This is a genomic window from Paractinoplanes bogorensis, assembly GCF_018829635.1.
Taxonomy (GTDB): Bacteria; Actinomycetota; Actinomycetes; order Mycobacteriales; family Micromonosporaceae; genus Actinoplanes; species Actinoplanes bogorensis.
Genome location: NZ_JAHKKG010000011.1, coordinates 179,464 through 197,958 on the forward strand (window position 1 = coordinate 179,464; position 18,495 = coordinate 197,958).

14 protein-coding genes are annotated in these 18,495 nt (G+C 67.8%); 12 read left to right on the plus strand and 2 right to left on the minus strand.

Features of this window, described 5'->3' with window-relative positions:
* Position 1: 1 nt before the first annotated feature.
* The gene (locus tag KOI35_RS32780) at positions 2-2,104 is read left to right on the plus strand and encodes a DEAD/DEAH box helicase (RefSeq protein ID WP_215792563.1); all 2,103 of its coding nucleotides are present in this window, start codon (positions 2-4) and stop codon (positions 2,102-2,104) included.
* Positions 2,105-2,111: 7 nt separating this feature from the next.
* On the opposite strand, the gene KOI35_RS32785 is transcribed toward KOI35_RS32780, so the two are convergent.
* Positions 2,112-4,046, minus strand: coding sequence for a DNA/RNA helicase domain-containing protein (locus tag KOI35_RS32785; RefSeq protein ID WP_215792564.1), 1,935 nt, complete (start codon positions 4,044-4,046; stop codon positions 2,112-2,114).
* 306 nt (positions 4,047-4,352) lie between these two features.
* Between KOI35_RS32785 and KOI35_RS32790 the strand changes: the two genes are divergently transcribed.
* The 9 genes from KOI35_RS32790 to KOI35_RS32830 all read left to right on the plus strand — a co-directional run bounded on the left by KOI35_RS32790 (position 4,353) and on the right by KOI35_RS32830 (position 14,814).
* Positions 4,353-5,984, plus strand: coding sequence for a SulP family inorganic anion transporter (locus KOI35_RS32790; RefSeq protein ID WP_308121251.1), 1,632 nt, complete (start codon positions 4,353-4,355; stop codon positions 5,982-5,984).
* Entirely contained in the window at positions 5,981-7,378 is a 1,398-nt protein-coding gene (locus KOI35_RS32795) for an alpha-amylase family glycosyl hydrolase (RefSeq protein WP_215792566.1), read from the plus strand. Before KOI35_RS32790 ends, KOI35_RS32795 begins: the two co-directional genes overlap by 4 nt.
* 1 nt (position 7,379) lies before the next feature.
* Positions 7,380-8,423 carry a M24 family metallopeptidase gene (locus tag KOI35_RS32800; protein ID WP_215792567.1) on the plus strand — a complete coding sequence of 348 codons (1,044 nt, stop codon included), beginning with the start codon at positions 7,380-7,382 and terminating at the stop codon, positions 8,421-8,423.
* Positions 8,424-8,491: 68 nt separating this feature from the next.
* Entirely contained in the window at positions 8,492-9,190 is a 699-nt protein-coding gene (locus KOI35_RS32805; protein ID WP_215792568.1) for an alpha/beta fold hydrolase, read from the plus strand.
* Between the two features lie 162 nt (positions 9,191-9,352).
* A complete protein-coding gene (locus tag KOI35_RS32810) occupies positions 9,353-10,474 on the plus strand; it encodes a winged helix DNA-binding domain-containing protein (protein ID WP_215792569.1) in 1,122 nt (373 codons plus the stop codon).
* A 15-nt stretch (positions 10,475-10,489) separates the two neighbouring features.
* Complete coding sequence (locus KOI35_RS32815; RefSeq protein ID WP_215792570.1) at positions 10,490-11,668, plus strand: cytochrome P450 family protein; 1,179 nt, start codon at positions 10,490-10,492, stop codon at positions 11,666-11,668.
* Between the two features lie 34 nt (positions 11,669-11,702).
* Positions 11,703-12,050 carry a hypothetical protein gene (locus KOI35_RS32820; protein WP_215792571.1) on the plus strand — a complete coding sequence of 116 codons (348 nt, stop codon included), beginning with the start codon at positions 11,703-11,705 and terminating at the stop codon, positions 12,048-12,050.
* A gap of 502 nt (positions 12,051-12,552) precedes the next feature.
* Entirely contained in the window at positions 12,553-13,500 is a 948-nt protein-coding gene (locus KOI35_RS32825) for a glycosyltransferase family 2 protein (protein ID WP_215792572.1), read from the plus strand.
* Positions 13,501-13,626: 126 nt separating this feature from the next.
* Positions 13,627-14,814 carry an esterase-like activity of phytase family protein gene (locus tag KOI35_RS32830; protein WP_215792573.1) on the plus strand — a complete coding sequence of 396 codons (1,188 nt, stop codon included), beginning with the start codon at positions 13,627-13,629 and terminating at the stop codon, positions 14,812-14,814.
* 872 nt (positions 14,815-15,686) lie between these two features.
* Here the strand turns inward: KOI35_RS32830 and KOI35_RS32835 are convergent.
* A complete protein-coding gene (locus tag KOI35_RS32835) occupies positions 15,687-15,968 on the minus strand; it encodes an alcohol dehydrogenase catalytic domain-containing protein (RefSeq protein WP_215792574.1) in 282 nt (93 codons plus the stop codon).
* A gap of 751 nt (positions 15,969-16,719) precedes the next feature.
* On the opposite strand from KOI35_RS32835, the gene KOI35_RS32840 reads away from it, so the two are divergent.
* A complete protein-coding gene (locus KOI35_RS32840; RefSeq protein ID WP_215792575.1) occupies positions 16,720-17,262 on the plus strand; it encodes a TetR/AcrR family transcriptional regulator in 543 nt (180 codons plus the stop codon).
* A 652-nt stretch (positions 17,263-17,914) separates the two neighbouring features.
* Entirely contained in the window at positions 17,915-18,490 is a 576-nt protein-coding gene (locus tag KOI35_RS32845; RefSeq protein WP_215792576.1) for a hypothetical protein, read from the plus strand.
* Positions 18,491-18,495 lie beyond the last annotated feature (5 nt).

An 18,495-nucleotide genomic window follows, 5' to 3' on the forward strand; every position in this document is an offset into this window, starting at 1 on the left:
CATGCGCTCCGATCTGGATCCGGTCGTCGTCCACCACATCGTCAACACACTGGGGTGGCCCGACCTTCGTCCGCTGCAGCGCGCCGCCGTCGAGCCGTTGCTCGCGGGCAATGACGCTCTGCTGCTCGCGCCCACGGCGGGCGGCAAGACTGAAGCCGCGTCGTTCCCGATCCTGTCCCGCATGTCGGGTGAGCGCTGGACCGGAACCTCGGTACTCTACCTCTGCCCGCTCAAGGCGCTGCTGAACAACCTCGAGCCCCGCCTCGAGCGCTACGCCGGTTGGCTCGGGCGGAGCGTTGCGCTGTGGCACGGTGACGTCGGGCAGTCGAAGCGGCAGGCAATCCTGGCGAGCCGGCCCGACATCCTCCTCACGACGCCCGAGTCGCTGGAGTCGATGCTCGTCAGCACGAGGGTCGACCATCGAGCCTTCTTCTCAGGTCTTCGCACTGTCATCGTCGACGAGGTGCACGCCTTCGCGGGCGACGATCGCGGCTGGCATCTGCTGGCCGTGCTGGAAAGGCTGACCCGCCTGATAGGGCGTCCGCTGCAGCGGATCGGCCTCTCCGCCACGGTGGGCAACCCCGATCAGCTGTTGACGTGGCTGCAAGGCGCGGGCGCCGAAGGGCGTACCGGTCAGGTCATTGCCCCAGACGTTCCGCGGAGCACCGGGACGGTTCCGCCGGGCGAGATCGAACTCGACTACGTGGGCTCGTTGCCGAACGCGGCCAAAGTGATCGCGGGTCTCCACGCAGGCGAGAAGCGGCTGGTCTTCTGCGAGGCTCGGCAGACCGTTGAGGAGCTCGGCGCCATGCTGCGAGGGCATGGCATCACCACGTTCCTGTCCCATGCTTCGCTCTCGACCGGCGAACGCCGGCGATCCGAGGAAGCTTTTGCCGACGCTCGTGACTGCGTGATCGTCTCGACCAGCACACTGGAACTCGGCATTGACGTGGGCGACCTGGACCGAGTCATCCAGATCGACGCACCTTCGACAGTGGCGAGCTTCCTGCAGCGACTCGGTCGCACCGGCCGCCGCTCCGACACCGTACGAAATTGTCTCTTCCTGGCTTTGAAAGGCGAGTCCCTGGTCGAGGCAGCTGCGCTCCTCAACCTGTGGGGGAGTGGCTGGGTCGAGCCGGTGACGCCGACGCCGGAGCCCCGGCACATCGTCGCGCAGCAGATGATGGCACTGTGCCTGCAGGAGCATCAGGTCGGTGACCAGCTCTGGCCGGAATGGTGGAACGGTCTGGCGCCGTTCGACCGCGGAGCCGAGCCCATCGTGCGGCACCTCGCCCGTGAGGGCTACCTCGACAGCGACGGCGGTATGTACTACATCGGGCCGGAGGCGGAGAAGCGCTTCGGCCGGCGGCACTTCATGGGCATGACCGCCGTCTTCCTCGGCGCTCCGGAGTTCACCGTGCTGGCCGGGCGGGACGAGATCGGCAAAGTCGACCCCTACTTGCTCGTCGAGGAGATTCCGGGGCCGCGGCGCCTCCTGCTGGCTGGCCGCAGCTGGCAGGTCACCTACATCGACTGGAAGCGGCGACGGTGCTTCGTGGAGCCGGTCGAGTCCGGCGGTCGTGCGCGGTGGACAAACTGGGGTTTGTCCGGCAGCGGCTACGAGCTCACCCGGGCCATGCGGGACGTGCTGCTCGGGGCTGACCCTCCGGTAAAGCTCACGCGCCGAGCGGTCGACCAGCTCACGGAGCAGCGGGACAGGTATTCGTCGCTGGTGCATCCGGGCGGCAACGTCATCATGCGAGCGGATGACGGGGATCTGCGATGGTGGACGTGGGCTGGTTTCCGAGCCAACGCCACGCTCACCGCGACCCTCAGCGAGGTCACCGATGTGACTCAGCGCTTCAATGATCAATACATCCGGCTGCGGGAGGACCTGACACCGGCAGCGTGGCATGAACTGGTTGCTGACGCCGGGACTCGACTCTGCCTGCCAGAGGTGAACAAGAAGGCACTCGAGGGGCTCAAGTTCAGCGAGGCCCTGCCGGAGCGCCTGGCCGTGGCAACCTTGGCCGCTCGCCTCGCGGACCTTGCCGGGGCTGAACGAGTTCTCCGCGAATCGACACGATTCGTATCCGTGGTCTGAGGCCGGCTCAGTCCTCGGCCGGATTGACGATGCTGCTCAGCATCTCTCTCGTGTCCGGATCGGTCGAGTAGAGGACCACACCCTGCATTGCGCGGGTTAGTAGCACCCGGTACTGATTGCGCACACGGTCCGTCGCCGACGGATCACTTCGATGCAGGGTAACCAGCTTCTTGTATTGAGATGCCGCCATGTTTACAGCCATCCGTCCGGCTTCCGCGCTCCACACGAGGTCGGGGCCGATGATGACGCCACAGCGATCGAACTCGAAGCCCTGAGCGGTGAAGATCGAGCCGACCTGCTCGGCGCCACGCGGATTGTGAGCCCAGGAAGTGTCTCTCGGGAAGCCGTCGACGGGCTGGCGCAGATTCCACCTCTTGTGCCATCCGTCGATCGAGATGTCGTTCGGAACTTCCTCGATCGTGACCGGCGAGCGCGGGGTGCTCCACTCCCAGCAGAAGCCGGCCAGGAGACGGGCCGAGTCACCTCCGCCATCGACCGTCAGCCGTTCGAGCTCGTGAGGTGAGCCGGCAACGCGGACCGTGAAATTGTCTTCGTCGTGCCACACAGTCGGTGTTCCATCGACGAGGGCGTCGACCCAGGCCTCGTACGCCTCGGACCCACCGCTGCGATGTTGCTCGCTCAGTTCGAAGATCTCGAAGGCGGCGCCCGTGCGATCGGCGACGCGTTCGGCCTCGTCGATGGTGACGTGATCCTTGTAGGTGGCGGCCTGGTCTTCATCGATGAACAGGACGAGCACCTTGGCCGATTTCTTAAGTTCGAAGATCTGGGTTATCTGCTGTGCCTCCAGCCGCGCCTGCAGCTCCCGTGGGTTGTTCTGAGCCCGGCGTACGGTGTATTGCTCCAGCCGTTGCGCCTCGTCCACGATGAGCAGGTCGAGCGGGTGATGCCAGCGATCGCTGTCCCAGTATGTGCGCGCTGAGGTGATCAGCTCATTGGCCAGCCGTCCGTCGAAGGTCGAACGGAAGTCCGCCGATTTCTGCAGAGCGCTGCGCAGCGACCCCGAGTTCGTCGCGTAGGTGACCTGCCGGTGAGCGTGCGCATTGGCACCCAACAGGTGCATGGCGATCCAGGTCTTACCGGTGCCTGGGCCACCCTTGACGACGATCACGGCTTGGTTCCGGTCGGCGCTGACGCTCATCGCGTCCGACACCGCGCTCTGGATGTGAGCAAAGATTTGATGCTGCTCGTCGGTCAGCGGATAGCGGTCGGGATCGCTGAAGATCCTCGCCGCCGCTTCCAGCAATGCCGGGCCCTGCTGGTAATGCGCCTCCATCAGCCGGTCCTTGGCCGCGAGGCCGTCCTGAGCCGGATCGTAATGCGCGAGCAGCCTCTCGTGAAATCGCCGCCGCCCGTTGCTGTCGCCGCTGAACGTACCCGCACTTCGGTGATGGCCAGCCGTGCGAAGGGTCTCGATGGAGGCCTCGGTCGCATTGTGCAGAAACGCTGCGGCGGCGATCGTCACCTGGTCTTCGTCGTGCATTTCCGATGTGTAGTTGCGGATGAACTGGGCGTAGGCGAACGCCTGATCGTAAGGGTGCCGCGGAGTGTCGTATCCGGCCCCGGTTCCGGTGATCTGCTCATGCTCAACGTCCCAGGATGCCTGAGCCCATTGCTTGAGTTCGATAACGAGGTAACACGGGCGGCCGTCCGGGCTCACGCCCATCAGCACAGCGTCGGCCCGCCGGCGTCCCGCCTGGTAGGGGCTGTATTCCAGGGCGATCCAGGAAGAATCAAGACCGGCGGCGTGCAATTCGTCGGCGAGCGCGGGCAGGCTCGCCGCCCAGGATGCCGGCTCGCCGTGATATGACAGCTCCGGCGGCGGTGTATTCCCTCGCAGCAGGCTGACGAGGGCGCCGATGGTTTGAGGGCGCGTCGAATCATAGAAACCCTGAACCGTTCCTACGTACGCTGCCCGCCGCATTTTGCCCTCGCGTTCCGTGAATGCATACGAGGGTCAGGATGGGACTCCCTCGCCGATTACGGTAAGAAATGAGGCGATAGGCAATCGGCTACTAGGCTGCAAGCTAGTGTACGAATGACTAGTCCTGGGTGAGTGACGGCTGCGTCGCGATTCTTGGATCAGATCGAGCTCCGCCTTCGGGGTTGCCGGCAGTCTCGAATCGTTCGGGATGGCGTTATCGTCACTCAACCGCCTTGCGGGTAAGTCAGCTGTCACGGTGGTGAGGGGAGCGGGATGCGCGTCTCGGAGTGGGTCCCGGGGATACAGGTGGTCACCACCTACGAGAAGAAGTGGCTGCCGCGCGATCTGATCGCCGGCATCGTGCTCACTACGCTGCTCGTGCCGCAAGGTATGGCCTACGCCGAACTGGCCGGGCTGCCGCCGATCACCGGGCTCTACACGTCGATCCTCTGTCTTCTTGCGTATTTTGTCTTCGGGCCCTCGAAGGTGCTCGTGCTCGGGCCCGACTCTTCGTTGGGGCCGATGATCGCGGCTGTGGTCGTGCCGATGGTGATGGCCGGTGGCGATCAGGAGAAGGCGGTTGCTCTCGCGTCTGTTCTGGCGTTGCTCGTCGGGATCTTCATGACCGTGGCGGCCGTGGCCAAGCTGGGCTTTGTCGCCGACCTGCTGTCGCATCCGACTCAGCTGGGGTATGTGAACGGGCTCGCCGTCACCATTCTCATCGGGCAGCTGCCCAAGCTCTTCGGCTTCTCGACCGAAGGGGACGGGCTGTTCGACGACGTCAAAGGCTTCGTGACCGGGCTGGGGGATACCGTCCCGGCCGCGCTTGCGATCGGTGCTGGTGGGCTGGCCGTCATTCTGGTGCTGCAGAAGTTTCTGCCCAAGGTGCCGGCCATTCTGGTTGCGGTCGTGGGGGCCATCGCCGCCGTCACCATCTGGGATCTGGACGTTGCCGTGGTCGGGCCGCTTCCGCAGGGGTTTCCGCCGCTTACCATTCCGCTCGTGTCGCTCGACGAGTTCGGGATTCTGGCCGCTGCGGCGGTCGGTATCACGCTCGTTTCGGTCACCGATACGATCTCGACCGCCTCGACCTTCGCGGAGCGCAACGGGCAGGAAGTGCGCGGCAATCAGGAAATGGCCGGCATCGGGGCGGCCAATCTCGCCGCCGGGCTCTTTCAGGGCTTTCCGGTCAGCACGAGCGGTTCCCGTACGGCCGTAGCCTTCGCCGCCGGTGCCAAGACCCAGGTGACGGGGCTGGTCGGCGCGGCCGCGATCACTCTGATGCTGCTCTTCGTGCCGGGGCTGCTCAAGGACATGCCGCAGCCCATGCTGGCCGCCGTCGTCATCGCGGCCAGCTTCGGACTGGCCGACATCAAGGGCATGGTGCGGCTATGGCGTCAGCGCCGCATGGAGTTCATGCTTGCGCTGGCCGCGTTTGTCGGCGTGGCCGTGGTCGGCGTTTTGCCGGGCATCGCGGTCGCGGTTGCGCTCTCCGTGCTCAACGTGTTCCGGCGGGTCTGGTGGCCCTATCGCGCCGTGCTGGGCAAGCCGGCCGGCGTGGACGGCTACCACGATCTGCAGCAATATCCGGATGGCGCCCAACTCCCGGGGCTCGTGATGTTCCGGTTCGACGCGCCGCTCATCTTCGCCAACGCGCGCACCTTCCGCGAGGAGATCCGGCACCTCGCCCAGGACGGGACCCGCTGGATCCTGGTCGCGGCCGAACCGATCACCGACGTCGACACCACCGCAGCCGACATGCTGGAGGAACTGGACGAGGAGCTCAACGCGAAAGGCATTTCCCTCGTGTTCGCGGAGATGAAGAACCCGGTGAAGCAGAAAATCGACCGGTACGGGCTGACCCGCACGATTGACCCGGCGCACTTCTATCCGACGCTGGATGATGCAGTAGCGGCCTACGAGAGGAGCCACGGATGACGACCGTCTACGAGATCGACACCTGGCCCTGGCTGACCGGCCTGAGCCGCCGATACGGGCGCACGGTGACGCTCGGGAATGTGCCCGGCGAGGTCTGGGACGAGTTGAGCGGCTTCGACGCGGTCTGGCTTATGGGCGTCTGGGAGCGCAGCCTGGCCGGCTTGGCCATTGCCGGCGCCAACGAGGGCCTCGTGAAGGAATTTCATGCGGCTCTTCCCGGCCTGAAAGATGGAGACATCGTCGGAAGCCCTTACTGTGTACGCCGCTACGAAGTAGACGAGCGCATAGGCGGTGCCGAGGGCCTCGGAGAAGCCCGAGCGGCACTCACCCAGAGAAGCCTGAAGCTGATTCTCGACTACGTTCCCAACCACGTGGCTCCTGATCACCCGGCGATCACTGAGCACCCGGAATGGTTCATCACCGGCACGCCCGAGGAGCTGGCGAACAACCCCGGCGACTGGTTCGAGGCGGCCGGCCACATCATCGCCCACGGCCGTGACCCGTATTTCCCGCCGTGGCCCGACGTGGCCCAGCTCAACGCGTTCGCGCCCGGCCTGCGCCAGGCCACGACCGAGACGCTCAAGGCCATCGCCGAGCAGTGCGACGGGGTCCGGGTCGACATGGCGATGCTGATGTTCAACGACATTTTCGCCCGCACGTGGGGTGACCGCGCCGGGCCGAAACCGGCGCGCGAGTTCTGGCCAGAAATCATTCGCGCGCTCCCGGACGATTTCCTGTTCATCGCCGAGGCCTATTGGGACACCGAGTGGACGCTGCAGCAGCAGGGCTTCGACCTCTGCTACGACAAGCGCCTGTACGACCGGCTCGCCCACGAGGACGCGGGTGCCGTCCGCGCTCATCTGCGGGCCGATCGTGGCTATCAGGACAGGCTGATCCGTTTCACCGAGAACCACGACGAGCCGCGGGCCGCCGCCGCATTCGGACCTCGGAATCGGGCGGCCGCCGTCGTGATCGCCACGCTGCCCGGCGCGACGATGTGGCATGACGGCCAGTTCGAGGGACGTCGGGTGAAGCTGCCGGTCTTTCTCGGCCGCTATCCCGACGAACCCGTCGACGACGATCTGAAGTCCTTCCATATGAAGCTGGCCGCGAGAAAGATCAACGCGGGGGAGTGGGAGCTGCTCGAGAACGACGACGTGCTCGCCTGGACGTGGCAGAACGGGGACGAGCGCCACCTGATCGTCGTGAACTTCGCGGACCGGACGGCCTACACCCGCGTACGGGGGAAATGGTGGTCGGAAGGCCGAGCCCAGTGGCGGCTGACCGATCTGCTCGACGGGCGGGTCTTCGATCGGGACGGCGGGGAACTGGCCGCCGACGGGCTCTTCGTGGAATTGCCCGCGTGGGGATTTCACGTGCTGGAGGTGCAGTGAGATGCGCATCGCGAAGGCGCTGGAAGAGGCCGCGGCACAAAGACTCGACGGGCTGCTGATCACACCCGGCCCCGATCTCGCCTATTTCACCGGGCTGCGACCGCCGATCACCGAACGGCTCACGCTGCTCGTGCTGCGGGTCGGCCACGATCCGTATCTGATTGTCCCGGAGCTCGAGAAGCCGCACGACCTCGCCATGGAAGTGCGGACATGGCAGGACGGCGACGATCCCTATCAACTAACCCAGGGGCGATTCGCCATTTCGGACTCGGCCTGGGCCCTGCAGGTGCTGAACCTGCAGCGGAAGAACCCGGGTCTCGAGCTGATTCCGATGACCGATGTGCTGCCGATGCTGCGGGCGGTCAAGGACGCCGGAGAAATCGCGCTGCTGGCCGCGGCCGGGGCCGCCGCCGACGCCGCGTTCGAGCAGATCCGCACCGTGCGCTTCGCCGGCCGCACCGAACGGGAAGTGGCCCGCGATCTGGCCCGGTTCCTGGTCGACAACGGCCATTCCCAGGTCGACTTCACCATCGTCGGGTCCGGGCCCAACGGCGCTGATCCGCACCACGAGATCGGCGACCGGATCATCCGGGACGGCGACATGGTCGTGCTCGATTTCGGCGGCCTCAAGGACGGCTACGGTTCCGACATGACGAGAACCGTCCACGTCGGCGCGCCCACGAGCGAGGAACAGGAAGTGCACGACATCGTGCGCGCCGCTCAGCAGGTCGGCTTCGACGCCGTACGGGAAGGGGTCGAGTGTCAGGAGATCGACCGGGTGGCCCGGCAAATCATCGAGGACGCGGGATTCGGCGAGTTCTTCATCCACCGGACCGGGCACGGCATCGGCCTCGAGGTGCACGAACCGCCCTATCTCGTACGCGGGGAGACCAGCCCCCTCGTGCCGGGCATGTGCTTCTCGATCGAGCCGGGGATCTATCTGCCCGGCCGGTTCGGTGTGCGCATCGAAGACATCGTGACCGTGACCGCGGACGGTGGACGGCGGCTGAACAACAGCGATCGAAGTCTGCGGACCGTCGTTTGACGGATGGCGCCCGGGCGGAACCGGTGAAGACTCGGGGGTGACCTGAACCGCGAGACCTGGGGGAGTCCATGAAACCGACCATCGTGCTCGTGCACGGCGCGTTCGCCGAATCGGCCAGCTGGGACGGGGTGATCAAGCTGTTGCTGGCGGACGAATACCCGGTGATCGCGGCGGCCAATCCGCTGCGCGGCGTCAAGTACGACTCCGACCAGCTGCGGGCCACGCTCGCCTCGGTCGAGGGCGCCGTCGTGCTCGTCGGCCACTCGTACGGCGGAATGCTCATCACGAACGCCGCGACCGGGAACCCGGCCGTGAAGTCGCTTGTGTACGTCGGCGCGTTCGCTCCCGACACGGGGGAGAGCGCGGCCGCGCTGTCCGGACAGTTCCCGGGCAGCACCCTGGGCGCCGCGCTCAGTCCGGTGAAGCTGCCCGACGGCGGCACCGACCTGTACATCCGTCAGGACGTGTACCACCACCAGTTCGCCGCCGACTCGACTCCTGAGGCGGCCGCGGTGCTGGCCGTGACGCAGCGTCCGATCACCGAGGCGGCGCTCAACGAGGGGTCGGGCGAGCCGGCCTGGAAGTCGATTCCGTCCTGGTTCCTGTTCGGCAGCGACGACCTCAACATTCCGGCCGCCGCGCTGCGGTTCATGGCCGAGCGGGCGGGCTCGCGCCGCACGGTCGAACTGGCCGGCGGCTCCCACACGGTCGCCATCCCGGAGGCTGCCGCCCTGGTCGACCTGATCCGCGAGGCAGCCGCCGGCTGACCTGGCGTCGCGGGGCTGCGGTCGGTGGAGTGAGTGTCCGTCGGCGACTGCCGGTGAGAGTGTGCGTTTGCTGGTGGGCGCTGGTTGGAGTGTGCGTTTGCCGGCGGGCGCCGGCCGGAATGAGTGTCCGCGGGCGGCAGCCGGTTCAACTACCGTCAGCACATGACGGTGCTGGACAACCGCGCGCTCAACCGTGCACTTATGGCTCGCCAGATGCTCGATCGGCGGCACACCCTGTCCGTGGTGGACACGATCGAGCATCTGGTCGGGTTGCAGGCGCAGGAACCGCTCGAGCCGTACGTCGGGTTGTGGAGCCGGCTCGAGGGGTTCCGGCCGGAAGACCTGGTCGAGCCGTTGGAGAGCCGGCAGGTGGTGCGCACTCTGCTCATGCGCCGGACGATCCACCTGGTCACCGCGGCCGACTGTCTCGGACTGCGCGCTCTGCACCAGCCGATGCTCGATGCGCGCATGCGGGCGGTCTGGCGGCGTGACCTCGAGGGCGTCGACCTGGCCGAGCTGGCGGCGGACGGGCTCGATCACTTCCAGAAGCCGAGCACATTGCCCGAAGCGGGCCGCGCGGTGGGCGGCAAGTGGCCGTCCGTGCCCGCCCGGGTGCTCGGGGACGCGCTCAGCGTGCTCGTGCCGCTCGTGCAGGTGACCCCGCGCGGTGTCTGGGGACAGAAGGCGCCCGCCCGCAACGTGACGATCGCGTCCTGGCTCGGCGCCGAGCCCGCCCCCGCCTGCGACGCCGACGAGCTGGTCCTGCGGTATCTGCGGGCGTTCGGGCCGGCCGCTTCGGCGGACATCCGGGCCTGGTCGGGACTGAGCGGATTGCGCGCGTCGATCGACCGGCTGCGGCCACAATTGCGCACCTTCCGCGACGTACGGGGAAGGGAACTGCTCGACGTGCCCGACGCGCCGTTGCCGGACGGGGACACGCCGGTGCCGCCGCGGTTTCTGCCCGCGTTCGACAACGTGGTGCTCGGGTTCGACGACCGCAGCCGCATCATCGACGACGAGCACCGCCGGCACAGCGTCGAAGGTGCTCGTTTCGTGCTCCTGGACGGGCGGGTCGCCGGACTGTGGAAGCTGGACGGAACCGACCTGCGCGTTTCATTGTTCGCCGCGCGCACCAACGACCAATCCACGCGCACCGGCGATCTGTCCGCGGCGCTCAACAACGCTCAGTCCGCGCGCGACGTCGAACAGTTGGAGGCCGAGGGCGACCGCCTCCTGGCGTGGCACGGCCTCGACGGGCGTACGGTGGTAGAAATCCATCGATAACGGGGAGCCACGTCGATGCCGGACAATCTCGCCGATCCCGCTTTCCATGCCGACCCCTTTCCCGCGTACGCGTCCTGGCGCCGGGAGGGCCCGGTCCGTGAGGTGCAACTGGGCAGTGGCGGTATCGCCTGGCTCGTGACCCGGTATGAGGACGCCCGGCAGGCCCTGACCGACCCGCGGTTGGCCAAGAACCCGCGTGGCGGCAACCTCCCCTCGGATCCCATCCAGCGGGCCCTCTCCAGTCACATGCTGGCCGTCGACCCGCCCGACCACACCCGCCTGCGCCGGCTGGTCTCGACCGCCTTCACCGCCCGCCGTATCGAGGCCCTGCGCCCGCGCATCACCGAGATCACCACTTCGCTGCTCGACGCCTTCCCCATAAACCAGCCGTTCGACCTCATCGACGCGTTCGCGTTCCCGCTGCCCATCCAGGTGATCTGCGAGCTGCTGGGCATCCCGTCGGACGACCGGGACGCGTTCCGGGCCTGGTCCAACGTCATCGTCGGCGGCGTGGCCTACCAGGACGAGTTCCCGGGGGCCGCCACCGCGATGGTCGCCTACATCCACGAGCTGCTGGCCGCGCGCCGCCGCGCTCCCGGCGACGACCTGCTGTCCGGTCTGATCGCGGTGCGCGACAGCGAAGACCGGCTGACCGAGGACGAACTCGTCTCGATGGTGTTCCTGCTGCTCATCGCCGGCCACGAGACCACGGTCAACCTGATCGGCAACGGCATGTATCTGCTGCTCTCCGAGCGTGAGCGGTGGAAGGCCCTGTGCGCCGACGCCTCGCTGATCCCGACCGCGACCGAGGAGTTCCTCCGGTACGAGTCCCCGGTCGAGACGGCCACCTTCCGGATCACGACCGAGCCGGTCACGATCGGCGGCACCACGATCCCGGCCCACGCCCCGGTGCTGGTCGGGCTGTTGTCGGCCAACCGCGACGACGCCCGGTTCCCCGACGCCGGCGAGGTCGTGCTCGACCGTCCGCAGAACCCGCACCTGGCCTTCGGGCACGGCATCCACTACTGCCTGGGCGCGCCGCTGGCCCGGCTCGAGGCGCACATCGCGTTCGCCGGGCTGACCCGGCGCCATTCGGGCCTGCGGCTGGCCGACCCCGCCGCCACCCTCGCCTGGCGCCCCGGCCTCCTGCTGCGAGGCCTGTTCACGCTGCCCGTAACCGTGACCCCCGGCTGACCGGTCCGGGCCGCTCCCTGGCAAGCTTCCCGGCGTGGAAGCAATCCGGTTGATCCTGCTCTTCGTTCACCTGGTCGGCTTCGCGCTGCTGCTCGGCGGCGCGATCGCTCAGTTCCTGACCGGCAAGTTCCGGATCAACCCGGCCGTGCTGTGGGGCTCGATCATCCAGCTGGTGTCCGGCATCGGGCTGGCGGCGCCGCTGCGCGGGGGCGGGGACGCCGAACCCGACCCGATCAAGCTGGGCGTCAAGCTCGTGATCGCCGTCCTGATCTTCATCATGGTGTTCATCCCGCGTAAGCGCGAGGCCGTCGCCAAGGGCCACTTCATCGGGATCATCGCGATGACCCTGGCCAACGCCGCGGTCGCCGTCTTCTGGCGCTGACCCCGCCGCTCGTCACTCTTAGTGCCCACCGTGTCTCACGGTGGGCACTGCCGTTTCCGGCCGCCGGCGATGTGATTCGCGCGACCTCAAACCCTTTTCCCGTACGCTTTCCACCTGCCCTTTATCCGCCGAACGGCTGAGCTCCCACGCGCCGAAAGAATGGCTCGCGGCAAGGTTCTTCTTTACGGGATTGTTTCCCGGCGATGACTACGTTTGCCCGTTTAGATGGTCATCAAGGCATGCTCCGGGCGCGTGTACGCACGGCGATGAGCTGCGGGAACGTCCAACAAACGGCGAATGCCAGCAAACCGACTTCATTCGCTAAGGCGGCAAATGGTACATGGGCGAAACGCCGTAATCGTTTGCCGGCCGGAAACAAATCGAAAATGGTCGTCGGTCAACCTCTTATGCAATTCATAGATTCGATGTGTAGGGTCCTGCCCGCGGGTTGATCAACTGGCCCGATGCAAGCCCCTTCGGACCCCTCACGGAGCGACCCGCCATGACACAGAGCATCGATGTCAGCGTCGTGATCCCCACTCATACCGAGCGTCGCTGGGCGTCGTTGCAGCGTACGGTCGCCTCCGCCCTCGACCAGAAGGTCACCCCGGCCGAGGTCGTCGTCGTGGTCGACCACAACCCGGCGTTGTTCGAGCGGGCCAAGGCCGAGTTCGACGGCGTCACCGTGCTCGAGAACGTCTCCGAGCGGGGCGCCTCGGGCAACCGCAACACCGGCGCGTTCCACTGCCGCTCCGAGCTGATCGCCTTCCTCGACGACGACACCGTCGCCCACTCCACCTGGCTCGGCAACCTGGCCGCCCCGTTCGACGACCCGCGGGTGGTCGGCGCCGGCGGCAGCATCGTCCCGGCCTGGGAGCGGACCCGGCCGAGCTGGCTGCCGGACGAGTTGCTGTGGACCGTCGGGGTTTCGTACGCGGGAATGCCGACCTCGGTCGCCGAGATCCGCAACGTGTGGTCGGCCAGCATGATGGTGCGGCGCGACGCGTTCGAAAAAGTGAACGGTTTCCGGGTCGGCTTCGGCAAGCTGGGTGACCAGAACCGCCCCGAAGACACCGAACTCTGCCTGCGGATCAGCGCCGAGACCGGCGGCCACTGGATGTACGTGCCCGACTCGGTGATCGAGCACGACGTGCCCCTGGATCGTTCCACCTTCCGGTTCTTCCTGCGGCGCTGCTATGCCGAGGGACGCGGCAAGGTGCAGATGGCGAGCCTGCTCCCGCGCGACCAGAAGCTCGGCGCCGAGCAGGACTACCTCAAGCGCACCCTGCCCCGCGCCGTGGCCAGCAACATCAAGGCGGCCACGCTGGGGCGGGGCGGCTACCACGCCCTGCGCGCGGCCACGGTGATCGCGGCGGTGGCGGCGGCCGGCTTCGGCGGGGGAGTCGAGACCCTGGCCGCACTGAGCGAGTCGGAGTCGGCTTCCCGTTGACGGCCTGACCGCGTACGGGAAAAGGACCTGGTGACGGCCTGACCGCGTACGGGAAAACGGATTTGCCGGTTGGAAGCCACCGATTGGTAGCGCTCGATTAACCCTCGGTGCCTAGCGTCCGGGCTCATGCGAAAGATCGTCCGTAACCTCGTCGCCGGCACCGGTGTGCTCGCGCTCACCCTGTCGGCCGGAACCGCCTCCTACGCCGGCGGCTACCACGTCACCAAGCCCACGCTGACCGGTTGGGCGTCGCTGCCCGCCGGCACCTTCGTCGCGGGCAGCGAGCCCTCCGGCGCGCTCGTCACCGGCAACCTCAACGGTTTCACGGCGCCGTTCGCCGACCAGCCGATCCAGGGCTTCTCCGGCATCGCCGACAACGGTGACGGCACCTTCGACGTGCTGTCCGACAACGGCTACGGCAACCAGGCCAACTCGGGCGACTTCCTGCTGCGCGTCCAGCGGCTGGCGCCCGTCTTCCGCAGCAACACGGTCGACGTGCTCGGCGGCATCAACCTGACCGATCCGAACAACAAAGTGTCGTGGAAGCTGACCCGTTCGGACCGTGTGCTCACCGGCGCCGACTTCGACCCCGAATCGATCGTTCGCGCATCGGACGGTTCGTATTGGATCGGCGAGGAGTTCGGCCCGTACCTGCTCCACTTCGACCGTTCCGGCCGTTTGCTCGAGGCCCCGCACGCGCTCGACGGTGTGATCGCCCCCGAGACTGCCGCCCGGCTCGGCGTCACCGCAACCGCCCGCAGCAGCAAGGGTTTCGAGGGCATGGCCCAGTCGCCCGACGGCCGCTACCTCTACCCGCTGCTCGAGGGCACGGTCACCGGCGACCCGGCCGGTTCGCTGCGGCTCAACCAGTTCGACCTGCGCACCAAGCAGTACACCGGCAAGCGCTGGACCTACCAGCTCGACAACCCCGACTTCGCCATCGGTGACGCCATCGCCGTCTCGCCGGACCGTTTCCTGGTCATCGAGCGCGACAACGGCCAGGGCGCCACGGCCGTCGTCAAGAAGATCTACGAGGCCACCGCCCAGCGCGACGGCACTCTGCGCAAAAAACTGATCGTCGACCTGATGAACATCTCGAACCCGCGCAAGCTGGGCGGCTTCGGCACCACCTTCACGTTCCCGTTCCAGACCATCGAAGACGTGGTAATCCTCGACGACCGCACGATCGCCGTCCTGAACGACAACAACTTCCCGTTCTCCACCGGCCGCAGCGCCACCGCCGCCGACAACAACGAGTGGATCACCATCGCCCTGCCGTCTTCGCTGCGCGTCGATCGCCGCGTCTTGCGTTGAGTTGCGCTTTCGGCGGCCTGTTGCGCTTCCTTTCCCGTACGGGCGTAGAACGCGCCCGAGGCGCACAGGCCGCTGATCGCGACTCTGGTGTCGGACGTTCGTCCAGTGGCTGCTACGCGCTCGGCTGGAGCCGCGGCCGGCGCTCGGCGGGCCTGGCGCTTCGTTCCGCTCAGCCCTCGGTCCAGCTCCCGTATGGGTCGATCTCGTCTCCGGTCCCCGAGCGGCCAGATCGCGGCGGCCCTCAGATGATCAGCGTGGTGGAGTGAGCGTGCGCCGGCCGGAAACGGGCCGGACGCGCGCCGACGACATCGCTACTGGGACGCCGTGGCCGCTCTGAACACGCCGACCGATGCGTGCAGCCACCACGCCGCATCCTGGCGGGACGATTCCCCGGGCCGCCATCGCACAGCTCTGAACAACACGGCTTGGTTTCCCACTTCTGCGCCAAAGTTCGGGCAGCGCCGGGCAGAACTCGCGCTGACCGTTCGGGGCGCTCACTGTCCTGCGTGCTCAGTGTTCTGCGCGCTGGCCGTTCTGGGCGCTGACCGTTCTGGGCGCGGACCGTTCTGCGCGCTCAGTGTTTTGCGAGCTGACCGTCCTGTGTGCGGCCGTGGTGACTGTTTGCTGCTTGGACGACTTGGTGAGCGCGGCCGCCCTTGATCGATGCGCTCTCAAGCGTTCGATCGCGGCCTGACCTTCTCAACCTAGCCTCCTAGGATGCTCAGAGAGTGAGTTGGGGCGGACTTGTTCAGCACCGTGGCTGTCTTTCCTCGAGTCGTCGACTGTTACGGGCGGCTCGTTCTCTGCTCGACGGTCCCACCGGCTTGCCGTCGATGTCGAGCTTGGAGTGGCTGTTCGCGCCGCGGCGATGGTTACGGCGACCGGTGCGGCGGGTGCGCGCCGGCGCAGATCCCGGCGATGTGCGGAGGCTGCGGGCCGTCCGCGAACACCCCGGTGGCCTGCTGGATGTCGACGGAGTTGACCCCGGCCGCGGTCACCCGGATCACGACCTCGCCCGGACCGGCGACCGGCTCCGGCGAGCCGGTGACCAACCGCCATGCCTCGTTCCCGGCGTCGTCGAGCAGCGGTACCGACATCGTCCGGCGGCGGATCGGCCCGGCGATCGCGTCCTGGTGCGGGTCCCAGACCGACACGTCGGCCGGCCTGCGCCGCTTGAGCGCCAGCGCAAGCGAGGTAGTGCCGACCGTGAGTTGGCGTTCGGTGGTCGTTGACGCCGCCCTGTTGCAGAGCGATCACGGCTGCGCGTCGGTGGTGGCAGCGCGGGCTGCTGTTGTGGTGCGGCGATCACGGATGCGCTCCGGTGGCGGTGTTTGCCGGCCTGCCGAGGCAGCTGCACGTGGCGACCCGGGCCGTCGGCCGCGACGGCCAGCAGGATCACGGTGCAGGAGCGCGGGCTGCTGTTGTGGTGCGGCGATCACGGATGTGCGTCGGCGGTGGCGGTGTTGCCGGCGCCAGGAACGCCAGCGGCCATTCCCGCGAACGTATGCCGCAACGCGTGCAACTGGGCACTGCCGAGGCAGCTGCACGTGGCGACCCGGACCGCCGGCCGTGACGGCCAGCAGGATCACGGTGCTGGAGCGCGGGCTGCGGCGATCGAACGCGATGGTGGCGGTGTGTGTGGGCTGTGGATGGCGGGTCGGGGGCGGCTGAACGATCTCACTGGGTGGGCTGGATGTGGAGTGGGGTGTCCGGCTCTTCGGCTCGTGGCGAAATTTGTGATCGTTTCGCATGGGGGTTTGTTGATCCTTCCGCAGGTAGTGGAAACGGGGTCTCCCTTTCTGGCTCCATTGTCTAAAGTGGAGTGATAACTCCGTTACAAAGGGGACGCTAGGCTGATGAACGGTCAGTCGGCTGTCAAAGCGACATAAGGGGCGGAGGCTACACATGACCGCGCGGGCGCCGCGTGCTGATGCTCTGCGGAATCGATCACGGGTTCTGGCCGCGGCCGAGCAGGTGTTCGTGGCGCGGGGCACCTCGGTGTCCACCGAGGAGGTCGCCCGGGCGGCGGGAGTGGGGATCGGGACGGTCTTCCGGCATTTCCCGACGAAGGCGACGCTGATCGAGGCGGTCTTCCGGGAGAGGCTGCGGCGGTTCGCCGAGGAGGCCGATCGGCTCGTCGAGTCGGATGATCCGGGTTCGGCGATCTGGACGTTCCTCAGTCGCGTGGCCGAGGTGGCGGCGGGCAAGCAGGCGTGGGCCGACGCGTTCACCGCGGCCGATCTGCACGAGGCGCTCACGCCGGCCCGCGAGCAGCTGCCGCGGGCGCTGGGCTCCCTGCTGGTCCGGGCCCAGGCAGCGGGCGCGATCCGGCTCGATGTCACCGTGGCCGAGCTGGTCGCCCTCATGCTGGCCGTCGCCCGCGTCCCCGACGATCTGCGCCCTCGCCTGCTGGCCATCGTCTTCGACGGACTCCGCCCACAGCCCTGACGGCGCCGGCGAGACGTCCGGACGGCCGCGAGCGACAAAGCACGCCGCCACCCGCGGCCCGATATCGCGGCGGACGCGGGCGGCAACGCACGCCGGCCATTCCGCGGACCGGACATCGCGACGCGCGCGGGCGACAAACGCACGCCGCCCACCCGCGGGCCGGGCATCGCGGCGCGCGCGGGCGACGACACAGGCGGCCATCCACCGGCCGGACATCGCGACGCTTGCGGGCGACGACACGGGGTCACCCACGGGCCGGACATCCCGACGCGCGTGGGCCGGACATCGCGACGCGCGCGCGGGCGACGACACACGCCGCCCACCCGCGGGCCGGACATCGCGACGCGCGCGGGCGACAACGCACGCCGCCCTCCCTGCGGGCCAGACATCGCGGCGCGCGCGGGCGACGACACACGCGGCCATCCACGGGCCGGACATCCCGACGCGTGCGGGCCGGACATCGCGACGCGCGCGGGCGACAAACGCACGCCGTCCACCCGCGGGCCGGACATCGCGGCGGGCGCGGGCGCCAACGCACGCCAGCCACCCACGGGCCGGACCACGCGACCACGCGCGGGTGACGACACACGCGGTCATCCACGTGCATGACGTCCCGGCGGGTGGGGGCGAGGGCGGGGGATAGAGTCGCGGCGTGGCCTTGCTCGATGTTGCCTGGGTTGACCAGCACTATGACCGGGAGAACGCGGGCCTCGGCCGCAGCCGTTTTGCCGAGCATGTGTGGGTGCACGCCAAAGAGTTCGACGACTGCTGGGGTGACATCTCGCCGGTCGGGTTTGCTTGTGTTGCTTGGCGGCTGGCTACCGCGCCGCATCTCGACCCGGGCTACGTGCGGTTGCATCGGCGCGTGCTGACGGCGGGGCTGGAGCGCAACAGCTGGGACGGCTCGCTCACCGCCGCCGTCAATCTTGTCGCGCCCTGGCCGGTGGCGCTCGAGGCGAACAAGGCCTGGACCCAGGACCGTGGCTGGCGGGGCTGGCCCGAGACGTTCGGTCAGTTTCTGGCGGCCTCGCCGGAGGAGCTCAGCCGGACTCCGCACGCACGCTCGTCCCTGCTCGTGGAGGCGCCGCTGCCGCTGGCCGATCTGCCGCCGATCCCGGACAGCGCCGGCCCCGAACTGCCCGACCTGGCCGAGCGCACGGTCACCGTCCTCGTCCGCGAGCTGAACGCCCTGCTCGCCCCGATGCTCACCCAGCTGGAGGAGCGATGACTGCT

Coding starts and splice junctions, on each gene's coding strand:
- KOI35_RS32795 (WP_215792566.1), top strand. CDS start 5,981: ATGACGACCGTCTACGAGATCGACACCTGGCCCTGGCTGACCGGCCTG.
- KOI35_RS32825 (WP_215792572.1), top strand. CDS start 12,553: ATGACACAGAGCATCGATGTCAGCGTCGTGATCCCCACTCATACCGAG.
- KOI35_RS32780 (WP_215792563.1), top strand. CDS start 2: ATGCGCTCCGATCTGGATCCGGTCGTCGTCCACCACATCGTCAACACA.
- KOI35_RS32785 (WP_215792564.1), bottom strand. CDS start 4,046: ATGCGGCGGGCAGCGTACGTAGGAACGGTTCAGGGTTTCTATGATTCG.
- KOI35_RS32800 (WP_215792567.1), top strand. CDS start 7,380: ATGCGCATCGCGAAGGCGCTGGAAGAGGCCGCGGCACAAAGACTCGAC.
- KOI35_RS32840 (WP_215792575.1), top strand. CDS start 16,720: ATGACCGCGCGGGCGCCGCGTGCTGATGCTCTGCGGAATCGATCACGG.
- KOI35_RS32815 (WP_215792570.1), top strand. CDS start 10,490: ATGCCGGACAATCTCGCCGATCCCGCTTTCCATGCCGACCCCTTTCCC.
- KOI35_RS32810 (WP_215792569.1), top strand. CDS start 9,353: ATGACGGTGCTGGACAACCGCGCGCTCAACCGTGCACTTATGGCTCGC.
- KOI35_RS32805 (WP_215792568.1), top strand. CDS start 8,492: ATGAAACCGACCATCGTGCTCGTGCACGGCGCGTTCGCCGAATCGGCC.
- KOI35_RS32830 (WP_215792573.1), top strand. CDS start 13,627: ATGCGAAAGATCGTCCGTAACCTCGTCGCCGGCACCGGTGTGCTCGCG.